The organism is Sphingomonas aurea (assembly GCF_030678875.1).
In the GTDB taxonomy this organism is placed as follows: Bacteria; Pseudomonadota; Alphaproteobacteria; order Sphingomonadales; family Sphingomonadaceae; genus Sphingomonas; species Sphingomonas aurea.
In genome coordinates, this window is sequence record NZ_JAUUDS010000007.1 from 101342 (window position 1) to 126040 (window position 24699).

General features: G+C 70.5%; 19 protein-coding genes. 7 read left to right on the forward strand and 12 right to left on the reverse strand.

Annotated features, from left to right (window positions below; genetic code table 11):
• The first annotated feature begins 63 nt into the window (after positions 1–63).
• Both Q5H91_RS13130 and Q5H91_RS13135 read left to right on the forward strand, forming a co-directional pair.
• Positions 64–648, forward strand: coding sequence for a cupredoxin domain-containing protein (locus Q5H91_RS13130; protein ID WP_305173872.1), 585 nt, complete (start codon positions 64–66; stop codon positions 646–648).
• A gap of 1 nt (position 649) precedes the next feature.
• The gene (locus tag Q5H91_RS13135; protein WP_305173873.1) at positions 650–3019 is read left to right on the forward strand and encodes a putative bifunctional diguanylate cyclase/phosphodiesterase; all 2370 of its coding nucleotides are present in this window, start codon (positions 650–652) and stop codon (positions 3017–3019) included.
• 277 nt (positions 3020–3296) lie between these two features.
• Here the strand turns inward: Q5H91_RS13135 and Q5H91_RS13140 are convergent, their stop codons facing one another.
• From Q5H91_RS13140 to Q5H91_RS13155, 4 genes are all read right to left on the reverse strand, one after another.
• Positions 3297–4010, reverse strand: a complete 714-nt coding sequence (locus tag Q5H91_RS13140) for a ZIP family metal transporter (RefSeq protein WP_305173874.1) — start codon at positions 4008–4010, stop codon at positions 3297–3299.
• A 233-nt stretch (positions 4011–4243) separates the two neighbouring features.
• A complete protein-coding gene (locus Q5H91_RS13145; protein WP_305173875.1) occupies positions 4244–6361 on the reverse strand; it encodes a TonB-dependent receptor in 2118 nt (705 codons plus the stop codon).
• A gap of 70 nt (positions 6362–6431) precedes the next feature.
• Positions 6432–8942 (reverse strand): ABC transporter permease, encoded by a 2511-nt coding sequence (locus Q5H91_RS13150; RefSeq protein ID WP_305173876.1) that lies wholly within the window; start codon positions 8940–8942, stop codon positions 6432–6434.
• The gene (locus Q5H91_RS13155; protein ID WP_305173877.1) at positions 8939–9631 is read right to left on the reverse strand and encodes an ABC transporter ATP-binding protein; all 693 of its coding nucleotides are present in this window, start codon (positions 9629–9631) and stop codon (positions 8939–8941) included. Before Q5H91_RS13155 ends, Q5H91_RS13150 begins: the two co-directional genes overlap by 4 nt.
• Positions 9632–9633: 2 nt before the next feature.
• Between Q5H91_RS13155 and Q5H91_RS13160 the strand changes: the two genes are divergently transcribed.
• Entirely contained in the window at positions 9634–10374 is a 741-nt protein-coding gene (locus tag Q5H91_RS13160; RefSeq protein WP_305173878.1) for an arylesterase, read from the forward strand.
• Between the two features lie 52 nt (positions 10375–10426).
• Here Q5H91_RS13160 and Q5H91_RS13165 read toward each other — a convergent pair whose 3' ends face one another.
• The gene (locus Q5H91_RS13165; protein WP_305173879.1) at positions 10427–11071 is read right to left on the reverse strand and encodes a PEPxxWA-CTERM sorting domain-containing protein; all 645 of its coding nucleotides are present in this window, start codon (positions 11069–11071) and stop codon (positions 10427–10429) included.
• 185 nt (positions 11072–11256) lie between these two features.
• Positions 11257–12330, reverse strand: a complete 1074-nt coding sequence (locus Q5H91_RS13170; protein WP_305173880.1) for a beta-N-acetylglucosaminidase domain-containing protein — start codon at positions 12328–12330, stop codon at positions 11257–11259.
• An 80-nt stretch (positions 12331–12410) separates the two neighbouring features.
• Here Q5H91_RS13170 and modA point away from each other — a divergent pair, with 80 nt between their 5' ends.
• The 3 genes from modA to modC are packed head-to-tail and all read left to right on the forward strand — an operon-like array spanning position 12411 to position 14712.
• On the forward strand, positions 12411–13199 hold the full coding sequence (modA, locus tag Q5H91_RS13175; RefSeq protein WP_305173881.1) for a molybdate ABC transporter substrate-binding protein: 789 nt from the start codon (positions 12411–12413) through the stop codon (positions 13197–13199).
• 53 nt (positions 13200–13252) lie between these two features.
• Positions 13253–13939 carry a molybdate ABC transporter permease subunit gene (modB, locus tag Q5H91_RS13180; protein WP_305173950.1) on the forward strand — a complete coding sequence of 229 codons (687 nt, stop codon included), beginning with the start codon at positions 13253–13255 and terminating at the stop codon, positions 13937–13939.
• Positions 13936–14712: a molybdenum ABC transporter ATP-binding protein gene (gene modC / locus Q5H91_RS13185; protein ID WP_305173882.1), complete on the forward strand. Its 777-nt coding sequence runs from the start codon at positions 13936–13938 to the stop codon at positions 14710–14712. The genes modB and modC overlap by 4 nt, the downstream gene beginning before the upstream one ends.
• Here modC and Q5H91_RS13190 read toward each other — a convergent pair.
• The 5 genes from Q5H91_RS13190 to Q5H91_RS13210 form a co-directional block, all read right to left on the reverse strand.
• The gene (locus tag Q5H91_RS13190) at positions 14702–15949 is read right to left on the reverse strand and encodes an adenosylmethionine--8-amino-7-oxononanoate transaminase (RefSeq protein WP_305173883.1); all 1248 of its coding nucleotides are present in this window, start codon (positions 15947–15949) and stop codon (positions 14702–14704) included. The two genes, modC and Q5H91_RS13190, sit on opposite strands and share 11 nt — an antisense overlap.
• Positions 15946–16569, reverse strand: a complete 624-nt coding sequence (gene bioD, locus Q5H91_RS13195; protein ID WP_305173884.1) for a dethiobiotin synthase — start codon at positions 16567–16569, stop codon at positions 15946–15948. The genes Q5H91_RS13190 and bioD overlap by 4 nt, the downstream gene beginning before the upstream one ends.
• Positions 16566–17711, reverse strand: a complete 1146-nt coding sequence (locus Q5H91_RS13200; RefSeq protein WP_305173885.1) for an 8-amino-7-oxononanoate synthase — start codon at positions 17709–17711, stop codon at positions 16566–16568. The genes bioD and Q5H91_RS13200 overlap by 4 nt, the downstream gene beginning before the upstream one ends.
• A gap of 88 nt (positions 17712–17799) precedes the next feature.
• A complete protein-coding gene (locus Q5H91_RS13205; RefSeq protein ID WP_305173886.1) occupies positions 17800–18399 on the reverse strand; it encodes a pseudouridine synthase in 600 nt (199 codons plus the stop codon).
• Positions 18400–18438: 39 nt separating this feature from the next.
• Positions 18439–20082, reverse strand: coding sequence for an NAD(P)/FAD-dependent oxidoreductase (locus Q5H91_RS13210; RefSeq protein WP_305173887.1), 1644 nt, complete (start codon positions 20080–20082; stop codon positions 18439–18441).
• Between the two features lie 181 nt (positions 20083–20263).
• Between Q5H91_RS13210 and Q5H91_RS13215 the strand changes: the two genes are divergently transcribed.
• Positions 20264–21013, forward strand: coding sequence for a Crp/Fnr family transcriptional regulator (locus Q5H91_RS13215; protein ID WP_305173888.1), 750 nt, complete (start codon positions 20264–20266; stop codon positions 21011–21013).
• A gap of 261 nt (positions 21014–21274) precedes the next feature.
• Here Q5H91_RS13215 and Q5H91_RS13220 read toward each other — a convergent pair whose 3' ends face one another.
• Positions 21275–24511 carry a glycoside hydrolase family 2 TIM barrel-domain containing protein gene (locus tag Q5H91_RS13220; protein ID WP_305173951.1) on the reverse strand — a complete coding sequence of 1079 codons (3237 nt, stop codon included), beginning with the start codon at positions 24509–24511 and terminating at the stop codon, positions 21275–21277.
• Positions 24512–24699 lie beyond the last annotated feature (188 nt).

The following is a 24699-nucleotide window of genomic DNA, read 5'->3' on the forward strand; positions in this document are numbered from 1 at the left end:
GGTTTATACTGTGTGAAACAAGCGTTTACGGTGCGGCAAGCCGCAGCGGCTATCGCTGGCGCCATGATCCGTCCTGCTGTCCTGTTCGCCGCATGTCTGCCCGCCATGGCGGCGGCGGCCCCCGTGTCCGTTACCGTCCGCGGGGTCGACGGTGCGCCGCTGCCGGGTGCGGTAGTGACGCTGGAGGTGCCGGGCGCCGCCGCGCCGAACCCGAACGGCACCTACACGGTCGAGCAGCGTGACATCCAGTTCCAGCCCCATGTCGCGATCGTGCCGGTCGGCGCCACCGTCGCCTTCCCCAACCGCGACAAGGTGCGCCACCACGTCTACTCCTTTTCCAAGCCCAAGAAGTTCGACCTGAAACTCTATGGCCGGGAAGATACGCGCAGCGTCACCTTCGATCAGCCTGGCGTGGTGGCGCTCGGTTGCAACATCCATGATTCGATGAGCGGGTTCGTCTTCGTCACCGCGACGCCCTTTGCCGCGCAGACCGATGCGGCTGGCCGGGTGACCTTCGCGGGGGTGCCCGCGGGAGGCGCCACGCTGCGCGTATGGCATCCGTCGATCCGCGCCGCCGGCAACAGCCTGTCGCAGCCGACCCAGGTCGCCGCCACCGGGCTGTCGACCACCCTGTCGCTGCACCGCTGACATGCGCCTCCTGACCGCGCGTCCACTGCGCTTCGGCTCGCCCCGGTTCCATTCGCTGCGCACCCGGCTGGCGACGCTGTATGCGGCGCTGTTCGCGGTGGCGCTGATCGGCGTCGCCGGCGTCGCGCATCTGGTGATCGCCGGCAATGCCCGCGCCTCGGTGACCGCCGAACTGGCGGCGAGCGGGACGGTGTACGACCGCCTCTGGGCGCTGCGCGAGGCGTCGTTGAAGGGGGCCGCCGACGTGGTCGCGCGCGACTTCGGGTTCCGCAGTGCGGTGGCGTCCGGCGACGCATCGACGATCGCCTCCGCGCTCGACAGCCTGCGCATGCGCGCCGGCGTGCCGACCGCGATGATGGTCGACCTGGATGGCAAGGTGGTCGGCGCGACCGGACCGCTGGCCAAGGCCGCCGCCGCCGCGCCCTTCGCGATGCCGGCCGGCCGCAGCGACGCGGTGGTGGTGGTGGCGGGGCATGTCCATCGGCTGGTGCTGTCGCCGATCCTGGCTCCGACCGAGATCGGCTGGATCGTCCTGGCGGTGCCGCTGGACGGGGCGGAGATGCGCAACCTGGAACGGCTGTCGGCGATCCCGCTAATCGCGACGATGCTGCGACGGACCGACGACGGCCGCTGGACCTCGCTCGACGGCAGCGTGCCGCCCGATCCCGCGCTGGACCGGTTGGTCGACGAGGCGCCCGTCGCCCGTCGTCCGGCACCGCTGGAACTGCCGAGCGGCGACGCGCTGGCGCTGGCCAAGCCGCTGGCCGGGATCGGCGCGCGCGCGCAGGCGGCGCTGCTGATCCGTTATCCCTATGCCGCGGCGCTCGCGCCGTACCGGCCGCTGGAGCTGGGCATCGGCGGTGCCGGCCTGATCGGCCTGATGCTGGTCATGGTCGGCAGCGGCCGGCTGGCGCGCAGCATCGCCCGGCCGATCGCCGCGCTCGACAAGGCGGCGCGGCTGCTGGAAGAGGGCGCGCATGCCGAGGTCGAGGTAGTCGGCCGCGACGAGATCGGTCGGCTGGCGGCCAGCTTCAACCGCATGGCGACCGGCATCGCGGAGCGCGAGCACCGCATCGCCGACCTGGCGTTCAACGACACGCTGACCGGCCTGCCCAACCGTGTGTCGCTGCGCGAGACGCTGGACCAGCTGATCGCGCGCTCTGCCCGCACCGCGGGGCGGAACGGCGGCGTCGTCGTGCTGTGCCTGGACCTCGACCGGTTCAAGGCGGTGAACGACACGCTGGGCCATGACATCGGCGACGGGCTGCTGCGTCAGGTCGGCAACCTGCTGCCGGCGATGGCGCCTGACGGCTATATCGCCCGGCTGAGCGCGGACGAGTTCGCAATCGTGCTGGCCGAGCCCGCACCCGACCGGCCGCGCGCGCTGGCGCAGGCGATCCTCGACCGGCTGGCGATGCCGCTGGTGGTGGAGGAGCATCCCATCACGATCGGGGTCAGCATCGGCATCGCGGTCGGCCCGGGTGATGGGGCGAGCGCCGACATGCTGCTGAAGAGTGCCGGATTGGCGCTGTACCGTGCCAAGACCGACGGACGCGGCGTGCTGCGCTTCTTCGAGCAGGCGCTGGACGAGGCGGCGCGCCAGCGGCGCGAGCTGGAGCTGGACCTGCGCGAAGCGGTGGCACAGGGCCAGTTCACGCTCGCCTTCCAGCCGATCTTCGACCTGAAGGCGGACCGGATCGGCGGTTTCGAGGCGCTGCTCCGCTGGCAGCACCCGACCCGCGGCTGGCTGTCGCCGACCGAGTTCATCCCGGTCGCCGAGGAAACCGGCCTGATCGTGCCGATCGGCGAGTGGGTGATGCGCGAGGCGTGCCGCACCGCGATCCGCTGGCCAGAGCATGTCCGCATCGCGGTGAACGTGTCGGCCCTCCAGTTCCGCAGCCCCGGCTTCCAGTCGGTCGTGCTGCAGGCGCTGGCGGCAAGCGGGCTGGAGCCGCGCCGGCTGGAGGTGGAGATCACCGAGAGCGTGTTCCTGGACGGCGAGGGGCCGGTGGTGGCGCTGCTCCATCGGCTGCGCGCGATGGGCGTGCGGATCGCGCTGGACGATTTCGGCACCGGCTATTCCTCGCTCAGCTATCTGCGGAGCTTCCCGTTCGACAAGATCAAGATCGACCGCTCGTTCGTGATCCCCGTCGCCGAGGACAAGAGCGCCGCCGCCATCGTCCAGGCGATCATCGACCTGGCCGCCGCGCTGAAGACCGACACCACTGCCGAGGGCGTGGAAACCGAGGAGCAGCTGGCGGCATTGCGCGCGCAGGGGTGTGGGACGATCCAGGGCTATCTGTTCAGCCGCCCGGTCGATGCCGGTGCGGCAACGACGATGCTGGCGACGCCGATGCACGCGGTGGCGTGAGGAGATAGGGCGCACCACCTGCCGTTCGCGCGGACCGCAACATATCGAGTTTGGTCCGGCGAGGCTGCAGGGCCTCTTGGGCAGTTGCGGGATCTTTGGGGAACTTCTTCGCCGGGACCCTGCCCGTCGACGCGCTGTTCACAGGTCCCGCCTCTGCCGATCGACAATGCCTTGGCGGCACAGCATGTATTGGCCATCAGCAACGGGATGGGCGAACGCGGCGAACGCGGCGAGCGGGATCACGCGGCACTCGGGGTGCGCCTGTGCCGGGCGGTGTCTAGTGCGCCCACTGCGTCACGATCAGCATCAGCACCATTCCCCCAACCGTCGCCACCGTCGCCCGCAGGCGGGGATCGCGCACCCGGCTGCGCGGCACCAGCTCGCAGCCGCCGATGAACAGGAACACGCCGGCGAAGCCACCGAGCAGCGGCGCCAGCATCGCGTCGGGCACCTGCACCACCAGTCCGACGATGACGCCGGCGAGCGGTGCCAGCCCGTTCACCACCAGCCAGCGGCGGGCGAGGCCGGGTCGGCTGCCGGTCAGCGACAGGCTGACGGTGTTGATGCCGTCGGCAAGGTCATGGGTCAGCACGGCGAGCGCCAAGACCCAGCCGATCTCCGGCGACATCTGGAAGGCGAGGCCGATGCCCATGCCGTCGAGGAAGCTGTGCAGCGTCAGGCTGGCCGGGCCCAGATGGTCGCGCCACGGCGCGGCGGTTCGGCCGAAGGCGGCCAGGCCGCGGTCGAGCAGCATATAGGCGGCGAACCCCGTCGCGACGCAGGCCAGGATGATGCGTGGCGGATAGAGGCCGGCGGCGAGCGACAGCGCCTCCGGAATGAGGTCGATCAGCGCCACGCCCAGCACGATCCCCGCCGCCAGCCCCAGCACCAGCGAGATACGCTGGTGGAAGCGCAACGCGATCGCGCCGCCGAGTAGCGTCGCCGCACTCGCCGCCACGCCGAACCCCAGGGGTAACCAAGCCTCGTCCATCAATCCCCGCCTGCCGAGACCCGCGTCATCGTAGCGCGCCTGCGCGTAAAGTCATGTTGTAACACACCGGCGGGAGTGAGCGGGGCTGTCCGAATCCTCCCCTGCAAGGGGAGGTGGCATGGCACAGCCATGACGGAGGGGTGTCGCCGCTGGCGACGGTGCATGTCCTCACCGCCGGGGACACCCCTCCACCACCGCTTTGCGGCGGTCCCCCTCCCCTTGCAGGGGAGGATTTACAAGCCCACCCGCAGGGTCGCACGGAGATCGCGGCCGGCCAGCGGGGCGAAGTCTTTGAGGAAGCTGGCATGGCGGCGGACGTTCACGTCGAAGATGTTGTTGGCCGACAGCAGCAGCGACGTCTTGCTGTCGCGCCCGAACGGCTTGAGCGAGACGCTGGCGTTGACGACCGTATAGTCGCGGGTCGGCGTCTCGAACGCGGTGATGCGGTCCTGCTCGAACAAATGCTCGACCTCGGCGCGGGCGGTGAAGGCGTCGTTCTGCGCTTCCAGCCCGCCGAGCACGCGCATCGGCGGGATACGCGGAACCGGACCCTGGTCGACGATCGTCGCGCGGACATAGTCGCCGAGCAGGTCGGCGTTCAGCCGCGTCGTGCCGAGCGTGAACAGATGCGCGGTCAGGTCCGCCTCGACGCCATAATAGCGCGCATCCGCTTGCTGGTACTGGAAGCAGGGCAGTTCGACCGCACCCGCCGCGCGTGCCTCGCACACCGAGGACGCGACCTGGTTTTCCGAGATATAGTTGGAGAACCAGTTGTAATAGGCCGAGGCGTCGAAGTCGAACCGGTCGCTGTGCGCGTGGAAGGTCGCCTCCAGCCCCCAGCTCTTCTCCAGCCCGAAGTTCGCGTTGCCCAGCTCATAGGCCTGGGTGCCGGCGTGCGGGCCGTTGGCGAACAGTTCCTCGCCGGACGGCGCGCGCTCGGTCCGCGAGCCGTTCAGGCCGATGCGGATCGCATCGGTGAGCGCGTAGGAGGCGCCGAGCGAGGCGGAGAAGGCGCCGAAATCGCGCTGGCCGGCGAAGAACTGCGACTGGCCGGGCAGGGGGCGGGCGGCGAGGCTGCTCCACTCGTAGCGGGCACCGCCCGCCAGCTTGAACGCGCCGGCGTCATATTGCTGCAGGGTGAAGAGGCCGGTCTGGTTGGTCTCGTTGGCGGGCAGGAATGCCTCGTCCCCGACCACGTCGAACTGGCGGTTGAGGTACTGGACGCCGCTCGCGCCCTTCCAGCCGCCGCGGTTCGCCTGGAGGATCTCGAACCGGCCCTCGGTGCCGTTATTGTAGAAGGCGGTGCCGACCGAGCCGTCCTCCTCCAGCTCGAAATGGCGATAGTCCGCATGGCCCAGGCGGATGCGGATGCTGTCGATCACCGGGCCGCCGACGTCCACCTCGCCGCGCAGGTCGTAGCGGTTCTGCACCACGCTGAGCCGCGGCGCCTCCTGCTCCTGCCCGACCTCGGTCGCGTAGCGGACGGGGACGCCGTAGAGGCTGTCATAATGGCCATAGGAGATGCCGAGCTGGCCGCCCTCGGTGATGATCGTCGCACCGACGCCCGCGGTCCAGGTTTCGCTCGCGCTATTGGGCAGGCGATCGCGGATCGCGGCGGAGGCGGCGAAGTCGATCGGCTCGTCGGTATTCTGCGGCAGGCCGACCTGGCTGAGCGCGGCGGCGCGCTGCGCCGGCGACAGGGCATAGCCGCCGATCTTCAGGTCGTCGGTCTTCAGGTACGACCCGTCGGCGTGGAGGACCAGGTGCTGGCCGACCGCGACATCGCCCGCCGCCGAGCCAGACCGCTCGTTGGCGGCCGAGCCGTAATTGGCGATGGCGTCGAAGCGATAGCCGTTGGCGGGCATGCGGCGGGGGATGCGGGTGTCAATGACATTGACCACGCCGCCGACCGCCGACGAGCCGAACAGGAGGGCGGAGGGGCCGCGCAGCACCTCGACCCGCTCGGCGAGCAGCGGGTCGATGATGACCGCGTGGTCGACGCTGGTGTTCGATACGTCGATCGAGCCGATGCCGTCGGTCAGGACGCGGATGCGCTCGCCCTGGAAGCCGCGCAGGATCGGGCGCGAGGCGCTGGGTCCGAACGAGGTGGCCGACACGCCGGGCAGGCGGGCCAGCGTCTCGCCGATGGTCGGGCGCAGGTCACGCGCCAGCTGCTCGCCGGACAGGACGGATGTGCCCTGCAGCACGTCCTGCTCGGTCTGGTCGATGATGCCGGTGACGATGATCTCGGGCGGCTGAGCCGCGGGAGCGGGAGCCGCCCGATCCTGCGCCTGTGCCGCCGTCGCGGTGGCGAGCGCGACCAGCGCGACGCCCATCGAAAACCGGATCATGTCGATACTCCTGAACCCTGAACGGAGTGCGCCTATCGATCATGTTATATTGTATCAAGTGAATTGTTCGTCAGACGGTCCGTAGTGCCGCCGCCGGGCGGGCTCCCAGGACGGGCCACGCGCCGGCGAGACCGAGGATCATCGTGATCGCTGCGCCGACCGCCAGCGTCAGGCCGACCGCGGTCCAGTCGGGCAGCCACTGGAAGCTGAAAACCTGCGTCACGACGTACCACGCCCCGCCCAGTCCGACGCCGAGCGCCAGCACCGAGACGGCGAGCGCGAGGAGCGCGAATTCGATCGCCTGGCTGCCCAGCACCTGCGCGCGCGTCGCGCCGAGGGTGCGCAGGATGACGCCGTCATAGGTTCGAACCTCGCGCGCGGCGGCGATCGCGCCGACCAGCACGGCGATGCCGGCGAGCACCGCGACCGCGGCGGCGGCGGAGATGGCGGCGGCCATCTGCGTCACCAGCCCGCGCACCTGCGCCAGCACGCCGCGCACCTCGATCACCGATACCGAGGGGAAGGGGGCGAGCAGCGCGCGGACGACGCGCGCCTCGCGGCCGGGCGGCAGGTCGATCGTCGCGACGAGGTTGTGGGGTGCGTCCTCGATCGCGTTGGGGGAGAAGACGAGGACGAAGTTGAATCCCAGCGTGTCCCAGTTGATCCGTCGGAACGAGGCGATGCGCGCGGTGCGCTCGACGCCCAGCAGGCTGATCGTCAGCGGGTCGCCCAGCTTCAGGTCGAGCACGCGGGCGAGGCGCTCGTCGACCGACACCAGCGGCGGCCCCCTATAGTCGCGCGGCCACCAGCGGCCGGCAACGACCTCGCTACCCTCCGGCACCGTCGCCGAATAGGTGAGGCCGCGCTCGCCGCGCAGCGCCCAGGCGCCCTCCGGTATGGACTTCAGGTCGGCGACGCGGATGGTGGCATAGCCGGTGATGGTGCCGCGCATCGCCGGGACGGTGGCGATCCGGGCGGCCGGTGCGACGGCAGCGACGGTGCGGCGGAACTCGGCCTCGCGGGGCGGGGGTACGTCGAGTGCGAAGAGCGCGGGCGCCCTGGCGGGAACGGTGCGCTGGATATTGGCGTCGATCGCGGTGCGGATCGCGGCGAGCAGGACGAACAGCGTAAGCCCCAGCCCGAGTGCGACGACGAGCGCAACGGTCTGCGCGCCGGGCCGGTGCAGCCCGGCGATGGCGAGGCGCAGCAGCGGCCGGCGTGGGCGGGGCAGGGCGGCGGCGAGGCGGCGGACCAGCCAGCCGAAACCGGTCAGCAGCGCCAGCACGCCCGCCACCGCCGCGAGGAAGCCGGCGGCGAGCGCCGGCCGCGTGCTGCTGCCGAGCGCCAGCGCCACCGACAGGGCGAGTGCGGCGAGCGACGGCGGCAGCAGGCGCCAACGCGACACCGGCACCGCCTGCACCGTCCCGCGCAGCAGCCCCGCCGCAGGAATATGGCCGGCGGCGATCAGCGGCGGCAGGGCGAAGGCGAGCGCGATCAGCAAGCCATGCGCAGCCGCGAGCGCCAGTGGCACCGGCTCGATCGCGAAGCCGGGCGCGACCGGCAGCGCGTCGCTGGCGAGCCACAGCAGCAGCGGCACCGCGGCGATGCCGACGGCCAGCCCGGCGGCGATGCCGACGCCGGCGACCACACCGACCTGAAGGAGGTAGACGCGACGGATCAGGTCGGCGGTCGCGCCCATCACCTTCAGCATGGCGATGCTGCGGCGGCGCGCGGCGAGGTAGGACGACACGCCGCCGCCGACGCCGATGCCGGCGATGACCAGCGCCGACAGGCCGATCAGCAGCAGGAACTCCCCCATCCGGTCGACCAGCCGCGCGGCCCCGGGCGCGGCGCGATCACGGGTGCGCGTCTCCCACCCGGCGGTCGGGAAGGCGGTGCGGAAGCGGTTGACGGCGGTGTCGGGACTGGCGCGCGGCGACAGGCGGACGCGGTACTTGCTCTCGTAGAGGCTGCCGGGCTGGACCAGACCGGTGCGGTCGATTCCCGCCATGGAGACGATCGCAACGGGGCCGAGGGTGAAGCCCTCGCCCAGCCGGTCCGGCTCGTCGGCAATGATGCCGCGCACGGTGAAGCGTGCGCCGCCAAGGCGGAGCGTGCCGCCGGGGCGAACGCCGAGCCGGTCGGCGAGCGCGGGAACGATGAACACGCCGTCCGGATCGGGCGCGCGGGCGGATCGCCCGTCGGCGAGGCGCAGCTGGCCATAGAGCGGGTAGGTGGCGTCGACGCCCTTCAGTTCGATCGGCACGACGATCGGCTGAGCGGCGGTGCCGCCGATCGCGCTCGACTGCATCCGGACCGTCGCGGACACGGTACCGAGCCGGGCAAGAGCGGCGCGCTCGGCCAGCGTGGCGCTGCGCTGCGAGGCACCGAACTCGACGTCGCCGCCCAGGATCACCGCACCGCGCGACGCCAGCTCGCGCCCGATCGCGTCGGTCAGGCTGCCGATCGCGGCGAGCGCACCGACGCCGAGGATCAGGCAGGCGAGCAGCAGGCGCAGGCCGCGGAATCGCCCGTCCAGCTCGCGCCGGGCCAGCCGCCAGGCGAGCGACCAGCCGCTCATGCCGGGCTACTGTCGGCGACGATGCGGCCGTCCGACAGCTCGACCGTGCGGTCGCAGCGGCGGGCGAGCGCGGCGTCATGGGTGATGACGACCAAGGTCGCTTCGGTGGCGGCGCGGCGCTCGAACAGCAGGTCCATGATCGCGGTGCCGGTGGTCACGTCGAGGTTGCCGGTCGGCTCGTCGGCGAAGACGAGCGGTGGGCGGGGGCCGAGCGCTCGGGCGATGGCGACGCGCTGCTGCTCGCCGCCGGACAGCTGGGCCGGCAGGTGGGTGAGGCGATGGCCGAGGCCGACCGCCTCCAGCTCGGCGGCGGCGCGGGGCCATGCGTCCGCCATGCCGGCCAGCTCCATCGGCACCGCGACATTCTCGTGCGCGGTCATCGAGGGGAGGAGGTGGAACGCCTGCAACACGATGCCGATGCGACCGCGCCGGGCGCGGGCAAGCGCGTCCTCGTCCAGCCCGGTGAAGTCGAGCCCGGCGACGCGGACCTCGCCGGCGGTGGCGCGCTCCAGCCCCGACAGGACGGCCATCAGCGACGACTTGCCCGACCCCGATGCACCGAGCAGCGCGACGCTGGTGCCGGCGGGGACGGACAGGTCGATACCCTTCAGGATCGTGGTCGGCGCGCCCGCACTGCCCAGCGTCAGGGTGACACCGCGGGCGGCGATGGCCATATCGGATATCGTCATCGATGGGAGCTGCCGGATTGAGGATAGGAAACGCAAGTCGCTATGCCGCCGCGCTGCTGGCCGCGCCAGCCTTGCTGGGCGGTTGCGGGCGCGCAGATGCGCCGCAGGCGGAGAATGCGGCGACGCCGGCGCCGAGCGCGACGGCCGACGCCGCGGTCGTCCGGCCACAGGGGCCGGAGCGGCTGGTGCTGGCGTTCGGCGACAGCCTCTATGCCGGATATGGCGTCGGACGCGGGCTGAGCCTGCCCGACCGGGTGCAGAAGCGGCTGTGGGCGGCGGGCATCAACGCGACCGTGGTGAATGCCGGCGTGTCGGGCGACATCACCGCGGCGGGGCGCCAGCGGCTGGGTTTCGCGCTCGACAATCTGCCGCGCAAGCCGGACCTGGTGATGCTGGGGCTGGGCGGCAACGACGTGCTGCGCCAGATCTCGCCGGCGGAGACGCGCGCCAATCTGGATGCGATGCTCGCCGAGTTGAAGAAGCGGCAGATCCCGGTCATGCTGACCGGCATGCGCGCGCCGCCCAATCTGGGGCCGGACTTCGTCGCGCGCTTCGATCCGATCTGGCCGGATCTGGCGAAGCGCTATGATGCCGGGCTCTACCCGTTCATCCTCGACGGCGTGATCGGCACGCCGGCGCTGATGCAGGCCGACCATGTCCACCCGACGGCCGAGGGGATCGCGAAGATCGCCGACCGGATGGCGCCGATGGTGGCGGGGCAGTTGCAGGACGCCAAACGCTGACATGCCGCCGGACCGGTGAGTCCGACGGCATGCCATTACTGGTACGCTGAGATCAGCCGTACACGACCTGGCGGCTGCGACGGCGATAGCGGGTCGCGGTGCCGACCATGCCGAAGCCGAGCAGCATCAGCGCCCAGGTCGACGGCTCGGGCACGGCGAAAACGACGTTGTCGACCTCGAGCGCGTTGCCGTCGCTGAGGAAGCGGATGCCGCCGATCAGCGCGTCGGTCGCGTCGCGGGTGATGGTGATGCGACGGTTGGTGGTCGACAGTTCCTGGTTGCCGTTCGGCGTCGCGGTGAAGGCGGTGCCGGCATAGGACGCGATCAACTGGCCGGTGGTGCTGAGCACCTGCACCGAGTTGAACGAGTCGATCGACCCGATGAAGAAGCTGACCGACTGGTAGCCGAGGCCGGTGCTGGCGAGCGTGGCGCTGCCGGCCTGGCCGACCGCGAGATAGGCGCTGCCATCGCTGAAAGCGGGCTGGGCCGCGGCGTTGACCAGGTCACCGGTCACAATCGCGGCGTTGCTGTAGCTGGCGGTGAAGCTGGCGGGGAGAGCCGAGCTGAAATCGATGACGGTTCCGGCCGGAGCGGCGAACGTGGCGGTGCTGCCATTCTGCAGCAGCAGGGTCGCGGCGGTTGCGGGGGTGGCAAAACCGGCGAGCAGGCCGGCCGCTACCAAGAACTTGGTCGTCATACTGATACTCCCTTTGGGCGAATGCCGTCGTCATCCAACCGGCACCGTGCCAGTCAAATTTTCGCCTCCGAGCATTCAGCGGCCCAACGACAACACTCTGGAAAGGTTGCAGTGCAGCAGACGTATGCTAAAAATTATTTTTACCATGTAGGAGCCATGTCCCGATGTGGGACGTTTTGCGCGATCTACTGTGTCTGCACGTTTTCGGCTGACACATGATAGCCGAAATCCAGCCATTTCAGCACTTCCCGGGCGCAATCATGGTCGATTTTGGCGTAGCGCGCGCGCATCGCTGCCGATCCGGTGGTGAGCCGCGTCAGCCCGGCATCATCAAACGACAGGATATTCGCCTCCAGCATCGCCGCCAGTTCCGGTCCGGCGATCGATTTTGCTGCACTGCGGAACGCCTCCATGTACCGGTAAGCCTCTGCTTTCCGATAAAGAATCGGCAGGGTCGCGGCGGGAATGCAGCCGAGCAGCGGCTGGAGTGCGGGGTTGATCGCGTGGCCGCTCAGCCAGGCCGCGTTCGCCGCGGACCGCCCGGTAAAGGCGCGCAGGTGCAGGTGATCGGACATGCGCGGGCCATCGTTGACCGGGTAATTGTCCCACAGGCAGACCGGCCGGCCGAGCCGCTCGGCGACGTCGCGCAGGTGACCCGGCGTGATCTCGCGCGCGCAGACCTCCTCCCCGGTCCAGTAGACGCGGATCGCCGGATCGAGCAGCCGGCCGAGCGTCTGGAGATAGTCGGCCGGCCGTGCGCCGAAGACGCGGTCGAGAACGCGGTCGTCGGAATAATAGGTCGGGCACATGAACAGCCGGGTCGCGCGGGTCCGTTCGGCGCAGAAGGCGGTGATCGCCGCCTGCCGCTCGGCCAGTTCGGGCACGTCGCCGCGCATGTCGTCGAACAGGATCGCCAGATCGTCGAGCCCCAGCGCGTCGAGGCTGGCGAGCCGCTCGGCAAGGGCGCCGCGGCCGGCCGCGTCGAAATCCGCGTGCAACTCGAACGGAGTCAGGCCGATGCCGAAGCGGACGCCCCGCGCCCGGCAGTGATCGGCGAAGGCCGCGATCGCCCGCGCTTCGGCCTCCGGATGGGGGGTTCGCCAGTCGCGACGCAGATGGGCGTCGGCCTTGGGCGCGTAATGATAGAAGCGATAGCCGGAGGGGGCGAGGTGATCGATCACCGCGGTCCGCTCCGCCCAGGACCAGCGCGGGCCGAAGAACCCCTCGACGATGCCGAGGTCTGGAATGGGATGGGTCATGCGATCACGGTCGCGGAAGGCGGGTCGCCTGTCCAGCCGGAGCATTGCCCGCCCGCCGTGGGCGGTATATCCGGGCGGATATGATGTTCTCCCCCGCTCGCCGCCGCCTGGTCGGCTGGATGGCCGCGCTGCCCCTGCTGATGCTGCCGGTCGCGGCCCCCGCGCAGGACAAGCCGGCGCTGACGGTATTCGCCGCCGCCTCGCTGACCGATGCGCTGGGCGCGGTGGGCAAGGCCTATACGGCGCGGACCGGGCAGGCGGTCCGCTTCTCCTTCGCGGCCAGCGGCACGATCGCGCGGCAGGTGGAGGCAGGGGCGCAGTCGGACCTGTTCGTCTCGGCCGACGCGCAGTGGATGGACCGCTTGCAGCAGGCCGGGCGGCTGATGCCGGGCGCGCGGCGCGACCTGCTCGGCGGGCGGCTGGTGCTGGTCGCGCCGGCGCGCAGCCGGCTGCGGCTGGTAATCCGGCCGGGCTTTCCGCTGGCGGCGGCGCTGGGTGCGGGGGGAAGGCTGGCGATCGGTGAGCCGAAATCGGTGCCGGCCGGCCGCTACGCGCAGGAGGCGCTGACGCGGCTGGGCGTGTGGCAGCAGGTGGCGGCGCGGCTCGCCCCGGCGCAGGACGTGCGCGCCGCGCTCGCCTATGTCGCGCGGGGGGAGGCGCCGCTCGGCGTGGTGTACGAGACCGACGCGGCCGCCGATCCGGCGGTGCGGGTCGTCGGTGTGTTCCCGGCGGCGAGCCACGCGCCGATCGTCTATCCGGCGGCGGTGCTCCGCGACGCGCGGCCGGGGGCGACCGCCTTCTACCGCTTCCTGGCCGGGCGGGAGGCGCAGGCGATCTTTCGCCGCTATCGCTTCCGGCCGATCGGTTAGCAGCGTGGCGTCATTGCCAGCACTGCGCAGCAATAATGGGGCTCGCGGCTGACATGCTGACGCCCGAGGAGTGGACGGCCTTGACGCTGAGCCTGCGGGTCGCCGGCTGGGCGACGCTGTGGGGGCTGATCGCGGCGACGGCGTTCGCGTGGTTGCTGGCGCGGCACCGGTTCCCAGGGCGGGTGCTGCTCGACGCGCTGCTCCACGCGCCGCTGATCCTGCCGCCGGTGGTGACCGGTTTCGCGCTGCTGCTGGTGTTCGGGATCGAGGGGCCAGTGGGGCGTTGGCTGGACGCCGCCTGGGGCGTGCGGCTGGCCTTTACCCCGGCGGGTGCGGCGCTGGCGGCGGGGGTGTGCGCGTTTCCGCTGATGCTGCGCGCGGCGCGGCAGGCGATCGAGGCGGTCGATCCGGCGCTGGAAGAGGCGGCGCGCAGCCTGGGGGCGGGGCCGGTCGACCGCGCGCTGACCATCGTGCTGCCCCTCGCCGCGCCCGGGCTGCTGGCGGCGGCGGTGGTGGGCTTCGCGGCGGCGCTGGGCGAGTTCGGCGCGGTCATCACCTTTGCCGCGAGCATTCCCGGCGAGACGCAGACGCTGCCGCTGGCGATCTATGCGGCGTTGCAGGTGCCGGGTGGGGAGGGCGCGGCGCTGCGCCTGTCCGCGATCTCGCTGGCGGCGGCGCTTGCCGGGCTGCTGCTGTCGGAGTTGCTGCTGGCGATCGGGCGGCGGCGGGCGGCCCGATGATCGTCGAGGCGGTGCGGCAGCTGGGCGCGTTCCGGCTCGACCTCGCGTTCGAGGGGCCGGCAGATGGGGTGACGGTACTGTTCGGGCCGTCGGGCGCTGGCAAGTCGGCGACGCTGGCGGTGGTCGCCGGGCTGGCGCGGCCCGAGCGCGGACGGGTGATGCTGGGCGAGCGGGTGCTGACCGATACCGCCACCGGTCGCTTTGTGCCGGCGGAGCGGCGGCGGATCGGGCTGGTTCATCAGGATGCGCGGCTGTTCCCGCACCTGAACGTCGAGCGGAACCTGCGTTACGGCCTGACCCGCGCAAGGGGCGAGCGCCGGATCGGCTGGGACGCGGTGGTTGAGGTGCTGGCGATCGGCCACCTGCTGCTACGCTCCCCGCGCGACCTGTCGGGGGGCGAGCGACAGCGCGTGGCGATCGGGCGGGCGCTGCTCAGCCAGCCCGAACTGCTGCTGCTCGACGAGCCGGTATCGGCGCTGGACGCCGCGCGGCGCGCGGAGGTGCTGGCCTTCGTCGGCGCGCTGAAGGCGCGGTTCGGGCTGCCGATGCTCTACGTCACCCACGCGGTCGAGGAGGCGCGGCTGCTCGGCGACCATGTGGTGATGATCGCCGATGGCCTGGTGACGGCGCAGGGGTCACCCGCCGAGCTGCTGCCCGAGCGGGCAGTGACGGGACGGGCGATGCGCGAAGGCGTGGCGCTGATCGACGGTGTGGAGGTGGCGGTACCGGGGTTGGCGGCACCCGAGGGCGCAGTGGTTCGGGTCAGCTGGTGACCAATGTCGCGATCACGTCATAGACGCGCGCCAGCTCGTCGTCGGTGATGCAATAGGGCGGCATGACGTAGAGCGTCGGGCCGAGCGGGCGCAGCAGCACGCCGGCTTCGCGCGCCATCGCCATCATCGCGGGTGCGCTGGCGGCGAGATAGCCGCCCTCTGTGCCAGCGCGATCGATCGCGATGATGGTGCCGAGCTGGCGCGGGTTGGCGGTGCCGGGGAGGGCGGCGACCGCAGCAAGATGCGTCGTCTGGCGGGCCGTCAGGTCGGCGAGGCGATCGGCGACCGGCTCGTCCTGCCAGATCGCCAGATTGGCGTTGGCGGCGGCGCAGGCGATCGGGTTGGCGGTGTAGCTCGACGAGTGGAAGAACATCCGCGCGCGGTCGCTCGACAGGTGCGCGGCATAGATCGGCTCGGTCGCCATCGTGACAGCGAGCGGCACCGCGCCGCCGGTCAGGCCCTTGGACAGGCAGAGGATGTCCGGCACGACGCCGGCCTGCTCGCACGCCAGCAGCGTGCCGGTGCGGCCCCAGGCGGTCATCACCTCGTCGGCGATGAACAGCACGTCGTGGCGGGCGCAGATCGCGCGCATCTCTGCCAGCACATGGGCCGGATAGACCAGCATCCCGCCGGCCCCCAGGATCAGCGGCTCGACGATGAAGGCGGCCGGCTTCCCGCGGCATGCGGCCTCCAGCGCGTCGAGTGTCGCCTGTTCCCGGCCAGCAGCGGGGAAGGGGATGGTGTCAACGTCGAACAGCAGCGGCGTATAGGGCGCGTTGAACACGCCGCGCGCGCCGACCGACATCGCGCCGATCGTGTCGCCGTGATAGCTGTGCTCCATCACCAGGATGCGCGCGCGGGGCTCGTCGCGGTGCGCCCAGTAGCCGAGCGCCATCTTCAACGCGACCTCGACGCTGGTCGACCCCGAATCTGAGAAGAAGACGCGGGTCAGCGCCGGCGGCATGATCCGGCGCAGGCCCGCCGCCAGCGTCTCGGCCGGCTCATGCGTCCAGCCGGCGAAGATGATCTGGTCGAGCCGCGCCGCCTGATCGCGGATCGCGGCGACGATGCGGGGATCGCCATGGCCGTGCGTGGTCACCCACCAGGACGAGATCGCGTCGACGATGGTCCCACCGCCTTCGATATGGAGCAGCGCGCCTTCCGCATGGGTGACGAGCGGGATCGGTTCGTTCAGCCCGTGCTGGGTGAAGGGGTGCCAGACGGGGCTGTCGGTCACGCGAAGTCCTCCACGCGGAAATGGGTGGCAAAGGCGGCGGCGAGCGTCGCGGCGTCCAGGCGGTCGAGCTGCGGCAGGCGGCCGAGGCGGCGGACCTGGCCCATGGCGACGATGGTCGCTTCGCCGTCCTCGACCGCGTCACCGACAAAGGCGATGCCGTGGATGGCGACGTTTCGGCGGCGCAGCGCCTCGATCGACAACAGGCTGTGGTTGATCGTGCCAAGTGCGGTGCGCGCGACGAGGATCACCGGCAGGTGCCAGCGGGCGAACAGGTCGGCGAAGACGAGGTCGCGGGTGACGGGCACCATCACCCCGCCGGCGCCCTCAATCACCAGCGGCGCCTGGATAGGCGGCATCAGGCTGGCGGGGTCGATGGCGACGCCGTCGATCTCCGCCGCGCGGTGCGGCGAACAGGGGGTGGCGAGGCGATATGCCTCGGGCAGGACACGGTCGCGGGGAATACCGGCGAGGCGGCCGACGATGTCGGCGTCGCCCTCTCCATCCTCCAGCCCGGCCTGGATCGGCTTCCAATAATGTGCATCAATGGCGGCGGTCAGCGCGGCGGCGAAGACGGTCTTGCCGATGCCGGTGTCGGTGCCGGTGACGACATAGCGGCTCATGCCCATACCTCGGCAAGCGCTTCGGCGAGGGCGGACAGGTCGGCCGGCGTCGCGTTCAGGGTCAGCGAGAGGCGCAGCCGCGCGGTGCCGGGCGGCACGGTCGGCGGGCGGATGCCGCGCACGTCGAAGCCGCGCGCCTGGAGCGCGGCGGCCATCGCCATGGCGCGGACATCGTCGCCGACCGGCACCGGCACGATCTGGCTGCCGGTCGCGGCGATGCCGAGCGGGGCGAACAGCCGCGCGGCCTCCTCGACCAATGCGGTCAGGGCAGCGCGACGCTCGGGCTCGCCCTCGACGATGCGAAGGCTCTCGCGCACCGCGGCGGCCATCAGCGGGGAGGGGGCGGTGGAGAAGATGAAGGCACGGCCGCGGTTGACGAGCGCGTCGCGGACGATGGCGGGGCCGCAGACCAGCGCGCCCTCGCACCCCAGCGCCTTGCCGCAGGTGGCCAGCGTGATGAGGTTCGCGCGACCGTGGAGATGCTCGGCCAGCCCGCGGCCCCTGTCACCGAACACGCCGGTGGCGTGCGCCTCGTCGACGAGCAGCACCGCGTCGTGGCGATCGGCGACGGCGATCAGATCGGATAGCGGCGCACGGTCGCCGTCCATGCTGTAGAGGCTCTCGACCGCGATCCAGACGCGCCCCGTGTGGCCGGTCTTGCGCCACGTCGCGATCGTGTCGTGCACCTGGCCGGCATCGTTGTGGCCGCCGGGGAGGGCGGCGGCGCGCGACAGGCGCATTCCCTCGTGCGCGCTGGCATGGACCAGCGCGTCATGGACGATCAGGTCGCCGCGCTGGGGCAGGGTGGCGAGCAACGCGGCGTTAGCGGCATAGCCGCTGGAGAACCACAGTGCCGCCTCGCTGCCGAAGAAGGCGGCAGCCTCCGCCTCCAGCGCCTCATGCTCCGGGTCGTTGCCGCGCAGCAACCGCGACCCGCCCGAGCCGACCGATACGCCGCGATCGAGTGCGGCAGCGACAGCGGCGCGCAGGCGGGGCGAGCGGGCGAGGCCGAGATAGTCGTTCGAGGAGAAGTCGATCGCCCGGCGCGGGGCGAGGCTGCGCAGGCGGCCGGCATCGCGCAGCGCGGCGAGGTCGGCGGCTTGCGCCGCGAAGGGAGCGGGGTGGTGCACGGCCGGTGTCATGTCGGTGCGGGTCGATCGGGGCAAGTGTCTCCCTGCTCCCCTGTCATCCTCGCGCAGGCCAGGATCCAGACGCGCCGACGTCGCGCCTCTAGGTTCGACGGTCAGCGTTTATGGATCCCCGCCTGCGCGGGGATGACGGATTTGGGGTGATGCCTGCTTCCCGCCACTCACCCGGCGCCAGCCCGTCGAGCGACCAGTCGCCGATCTGCCAGCGCACCAGCCGCAGCGTCGGGTGGCCGATCGCGGCGGTCATGCGGCGGACCTGGCGGTTGCGGCCTTCGCGCAAGGTAACGCGCAGCCAGGTGTCCGGGATGGACTGGCGGACGCGGATCGGCGGGTCGCGCGGCCAGAGATCGGGCGCGGCGATCCGCTCCGCCTGTGCGGGGCGGGTCGGCCCGTCCTTCAGGATCAGGCCGTGGCGAAGCCGGTCGAGCGCGGCCTCGTCCGGCTCGCCCTCGACCTGGACCAGATAGGTCTTGGGCAGCTTGAAGCGCGGGTCGGCGATCCGGACCTGAAGCGCGCCGTCATCGGTGAGGAGCAGCAGCCCCTCGCTGTCCTGGTCCAGCCGGCCGGCGGGATAGATGCCGGGCCGGTCGATATAGGCCGACAGGATCGGGCGCGGCGACGGGCTGCGCGCGTCGGTGAACTGCGACAGGACGCCGTAGGGCTTGTTGAAGAGGACGAGCACGTCGAAACCTTAGTCGATCCTCCCCTTGCGGGGGAAGATCTAGGCGGCGACGGCGCTCTGCGCGTCGGCCGTGCTCGCGCCCATGCTGAGCGCCACCGCCTCGGCGACCTTGATGCCGTCGACCGCGGCGGACAGGATGCCGCCGGCATATCCCGCACCCTCGCCGGCCGGGAACAGGCCGCGCGTGTTGAGGCTCTGGAACGCCTCGTCGCGAGTGAAGCGGACGGGGGAGGAGGTGCGCGTCTCCACGCCGGTCATTACCACGTCCGGGTGGTCGTATCCGGGGATCTGACGACCGAAGACGGGCACCGCCTCGCGCATCGCCGCCACCGCGAAATCGGGCAGGCATTCCGCCAGATCGGTCGGCGTGACGCCGGGCTTGTACGAGGGCACGATGCTGCCGAGGGCGGTCGAGGCGCGGCCCGCCAGGAAATCGCCGAGCCGCTGCGCCGGTGCCTTGTAGCACGATCCGCCGGCGACGAAGGCGCGTTCTTCCCAGTGGCGCTGGAGCGCGATGCCGGCGAGCGGGTCGCCCGGATAGTCGCGCGCCGGGTCGATGGCGACGACAAAGCCGGAATTGGCGTTGCGCTCGTTGCGCGAATACTGGCTCATGCCGTTGGTCGCAACGCGCCCCTCTTCGGAGGTGGCGGCCACCACGGTGCCGCCGGGGCACATGCAGAAGCTGTAGACGGTGCGCCCGTTCGAGCAGTGGTGCGAGATATGATATTCGGCCGCGCCCAGCATGGGATGGCCGGCATTGGCGCCGAAGCGGGCGCGGTCAATCCAGCCCTGCGGATGTTCGATCCGCACGCCGATCGAGAAGGGCTTGGCCTCGACATGGACGCCCGCCGCCTGGAGCATGGCAAAGCTGTCACGCGCGCTGTGGCCGATTGCCAGCACGACATGGCTGGCCGCCAGATAGCCGCCGTCGTGCAGGTGCAGACCGCGGATGCGGCGCTCGCCCGCCGCCTCGACCACATCGAGCCCGTCGACGCGGGTGGAGAAGCGATATTCGCCGCCGAGTTCCTCGATCGTCGCGCGCATGCTCTCGACCATGGTGACGAGGCGGAAGGTGCCGATATGCGGATGCGCCTCGGTCAGGATCTCGGGCGGGGCGCCGGCTTTCACGAACTCGGTCAGTACCTTGCGGTCGAGGTGACGGCCGTCCTTGATCCGGCTGTAGAGCTTGCCGTCGGAGAAGGTGCCAGCGCCGCCCTCGCCGAACTGGACGTTGCTTTCCGGGTTCAGGACGCTGCGCCGCCACAGGCCCCAGGTGTCCTTGGTCCGCTCGCGCACCACCTTGCCGCGATCGAGGATGATCGGACGATAGCCCATCTGCGCCAGGATCAGCCCGGCGAACAGCCCGCAGGGACCGGCGCCGATCACCACCGGTCGGGCCGCATCCTCCGGCGCCTGCGCGACGAAGCGGTAGCGGGTATCGGGGGTGCGCTGGACCTGGCGATCCTTGCGGAAGCGGTTGAGAATGGCCGCTTCGTCCCGGACGTTCACGTCCACCGAATAGACCAGCTTGATGTCGCCCTTGTCCCGCGCATCGTGCGCGCGGCGTGCGACGACATGGCGGACCAGTTCGCGCGGCGTGATGCGCAGCCGGCGGCAGATCGCGGCGGGCAGCGCCTCGTCGGCATGATGCAGGGGCAGGGACAGTTCGGTCAGGCGGATCATCGCAGCCCCTTTTAGCGTCCAGCGCGCCCGGACGCCAATCCTGCCAACCGGCGTGCCCCCAAGTCTCTGTACTGCCGTGCTGAATTGCGCACGCAATCGAAACAAATGTTGGAGCAGCACTTCTGCCACATCGCTACGCCGGCTTTCAGGCTCAGGGAGGCACGCCGCGATCGACGGCACGATGACAGCGACCAACGTTCTTACCGCCATGATCGAGAAGCTGGAGATGCGGTGCGCGCTGTCCGAAGACGATCGGCGCGCGATCCTCGCCCTGCCGCACACGCTCGCCAGCTATGGGCCCAAGGCCTATATCGTCCGCGAAGGCGACCTGGCCGGCGGCATCTGCGCGTTCGCGCTGTCGGGGCTGGCGTTCCGGCAGAAGCTGACCACGGACGGCGCACGCCAGATCGTGGCGCTGCATCTGCCGGGCGACTTCCTCGACCTGCAGCACCTGTTCCTGCGGGTGGCGGATCACAGCGTGCAGGCGGTCGGTCATCTTGAGGTCGTGCAGCTCGAACATGGCGCGCTCCAGCGGCTGATCCGCGAACGGCCGATGGTCGGGCAGGCGCTGTGGATCGACTCGCTGGTCGAGGCGTCGATCTTCCGCGAATGGGTGACCAATGTCGGCCGCCGCAACGCGCGCGCACGGATCGCGCACCTGCTGTGCGAGTTCGCGGTGCGGATGCGGGTGTCCGGCCTGACCGACGAAGCCGGGCGCTGCGACCTGCCGATGACGCAGGAGGAGCTGGGCGACGCGGTCGGCCTGACGTCCGTCCATGTCAACCGCACGTTGCGCGGGCTGGAGGCAGAGGGGCTGATCCAGCGCGACAAACGCCGGATCAGCTTCGACGACTGGCAGGCGATCAGCCAGATCGCCGATTTCAACCCGCGCTACCTGCACCTCGACCAGGTGTCGCGCGGGGGCGGGTAGGACGGGCGGCACCCGCCGTCTTGCGGTATCGTATCCGCTCCTGGCTATGATGATCGCGAAGGCGCGAAGAAGAAGGTCGTTCGCGCGGAGGCGCGGAGACGCGGAGGTGTTGCATCCGGCCTTGCGGCGGCTTTTCATCATTGGTCGGTGATGGTGAGAGTGCGCTGACACGCACGGGACATGCTCCGCGTCTCCGCGTGAACCACCTTCTTCTTACCCGGCTGCCGCTTCCCATGCCGGAAAGCGGCAGCCGGGCGTGCCTTACTCCTCCCCGGTCGCCGTCGCCGGGCGCGCCTTGTCGGGCGTGGTGCCGGCGCCGGTGAAGGGCGTCAGGCGGAATGCGACACGGGTCGGCTCCGCCTTGGTGCGATACTGGGGCAGCGGCTTGCCGAACTCGCTCCACTGGGTGTCTCCGCCGACGCCCCACTGCGCCCCATCGACCAGCAACGTGACCTGCCCGTGCGGCACGATGTCGGTCGACTTCCACGTCCCCGGCTCATGTCGGTCGAGATCGGCATAGGGGAAGGCGAGCGCGTTCATCATCAGCGGCGTGTCGCCCTGCACGCGCAGACCACCCATGCCGCCGGTGCCGGCGCCGGACAGCTCCATCCAGCGCACGTCGATCTTGTTGCCGGTCTCCTGCGGGCGGATGAAATCATGGTTCTGCGCCGCGATCGCACCGCGCCACAGGCCGATCGGCGCCGAGGTCTTGCGGTCGACATAGCTCTCGTGCGGGCCACGGCCATACCATTCGACGGTGGTGATGTCGGTCGGCATGGCGAAGGCTAGGCCGACGCGGAACGGCGGCGGCAGGTCCGCCTTAACCGGGGTGAGCTGGCCGGTGACCGCAACGCTGCCGTCGGGTGCCATCGCATAGGTGGTGGTGAAGGTCGCGGCACCATCGCCCAAGTCATAGGTCACCGTCACCGCGTCGCCATCGGTGCGGACCGAGCGGACCTTGCGCGTGTCGCTCATCGCCTTCCACACCGCCAATTGCTTGTCGACGCCGATACCCAGGTCATTGTCGGTCACCGCGCGCCAGAAATGCGGCTGGCCGCCCGTCGCGAGTGCGCGACCGCCGGCAGTGTAGCGGCGGATCAGCCCGGTGGCGCGATCGATCTGTAGCTCCGCGTCGGCGGCCTTCAGCGTCACCGCGCTGCCGCTATTGGCGACGCTGACCTTGCCGCTGGCGGCATCCGGCGCAGCGGCGACGACGGGGGTGGCGGTGGCGAGCGCGAACTGCTCGAACCCGATCAGCGTGCCGGCGGGGACGAGCGGGATCGTGCCGTCCTTCGCCCGGACGTTGACGGTCACGAAATATTCGGCGCCCGGCTTGCGGGCGACGCCGGCGAGCGGCAGCGTGATCGCCTCTGCCCCCCGCGCCGCGGTGCTCAGCGATGGCAGCGCGCCCCTGGCGACCGGCACGCCGTTCTCCGCCACTTCCCAGTCGAAGCTGTAGCCCGACAGGTCGGTGAAGTCGTTGCGGTTGCGCACGGTGACGCGACCAGTCGCGGCGTCGAAGCCGTCGAACTGGACCGGCGCATAGACCTTGCGCAGCTCGTACAGCTGCGGGTTGGGCGTGCGGTCGGACTGGAGCATGCCGTCGCCGAACTCGATGTCGCCGCCCGGATTGGGACCATATTCGCTCCCGTCGCCCCAGTAACGGCGACCGTCCTTGGCATAGCGGTACATCGACTGATCGACCCAGTCCCAGGCGAAGCCGCCCTGCAGCTTCTCGGGATGGGCGTAGATCGTATCCCAGTAATCCTTCAGATTGCCGCCCGACTGGCCCATCATGTGCGCGTACTCGCACTGGATCATCGGCTGCTTGTAGACCCAGTTGGTGGCGTAATCGGCCATCTTCACCGCCGGATCGTACATCGGCGCATAGATGTCGGCGAACCAGTTGGGACGATGGTCGTGAATGCCGTCCCAGGTGCCCCAGCCGAGGTACGAGATCAGCCGGCCCGGATCGCGCGCCTTCGCGGCGGCGGCGGCGGCCTCGAAATCGGGGCCGATGCCGGCCTCGTTACCCAGCGACCAGAAGATGATCGACGGGTGGTTCTTGTCGCGCTCGACCATGTTGGTCACGCGGCTGACATGCGCGGCCTTCCACGCGGGGTCGAAGCCGATCTGGTATTTGGCGCGATCGTCCGGATGCCGGTTGGCATAATCCATGTACGCGTGGCTCTCGATATTGGCCTCGTCCATGACGTAGAGGCCGTACCGGTCGGCGAGTTCGTAGAGATATGGGTCGTTGGGGTAGTGCGAGGTGCGGATCGCGTTGATGTTGTTCCGCTTCATCAGCTGGATGTCGTGTTCCATCGACGCGCGGCTGACGACGTGGAAGGTCTCGGGATCATGTTCGTGGCGGTTGGTGCCGCGGATGGTGATCGGCTTGCCGTTCACCGTCACCCGCCCGTCGAGGATCGCGACATTGCGGAAACCGATGCGCGCGTAGCTCGACTGCAGGATCGCGCCCTTCGCGTCGTACAACTCGACCAGCAGCATGTAGAGATCGGGCGTCTCGGCGGTCCACGGCTTCACGCCCGGCACGTTGCCCGACAGGGTCAGGGTGCGCGGCGCGTTCCCGGCGGCGATGGGCGCGCGGCCCTGGCCGACGACGCGGTCGCCGTCCATCAGCACGTAGCGGGCACTGGCCGCGGCACCCGGCGCGACGGTCATGTCCACCGCCAGCTTCCCGGTGCGATACTGGTCGTCGAGCCCGGCATGGACGAAGAAGTCGCTGATCCGCGTCCTGGGCGCCGCCATCAGGAACACCTCGCGCTCGATGCCCGAGACGCGCCAGAAATCCTGGTCCTCCAGATAGCTGCCGTCCGACCAGCGCTGGACCTGGATCGACACGCTGTTGCGGCCGGGCTTCACCAGTTTCGTGACGTCGAACTCGGAGGGGAGCTTGGAATCCTCCGAGTAGCCGACCTCCTGCCCGTTGACCCATACGCGGTAGGCGGAGCCGGCGGCACCGATATGTAGGATGATGTCCTGTCCCGACCAGTTCGCCGGCACATCGACGTCGCGGCGGTACGAGCCGGTCTCGTTGTCGTCGTGCGGCACCAGCGGCCGGTTGGCGGGGAAAGGGTAGGTGATGTTGTTGTACTTGGCCTGGCCGTAGCCCTGCGCCTGCCACATCGACGGCACGGGGATCGTCTTCCAGCCGGATACGTCATAGTCGCGTGCCCAGAAATCCTTGGGCGCGCCGTCGACCGACTTGCTGAACGCGAAGTGCCAGTCGCCGTTCAGGCTGAGGAAGCGCGAGGACTGGGTGCGATGGCCGGCAAGCGCGCGGGCGCGGTTCTCGAAGGGGAAGGCGGTGGCGTGGGCCGGCATCTTGCCCCGCGCGAAGACCGCCGGGTTCTCCCAATCGGGGCGGGAAGGATCGATCTGCACCGGCTCGACTCGCGGGCCACCGTCCTGCGCCACGGCCGCTGCCGCCCATGCCGCGATCACCAGTGCCGGCGCTGCCACGCCCACCAGCATCCTCGAACCCTTCACCAGCGCCTCCCTCTGTTATGCGTTATTTATCGGATAATAGCCGATCGGCATGGGTGCGTCGAGCCAGGGGCCGATCGGAATCTGGCACGGACGGACTGTATCTATAACGGCGCACCGCCCCTGTCGTGCTCCCGCGCAGGCGGGAGCCCGGTGCCTTCGCACCACAAGGCACC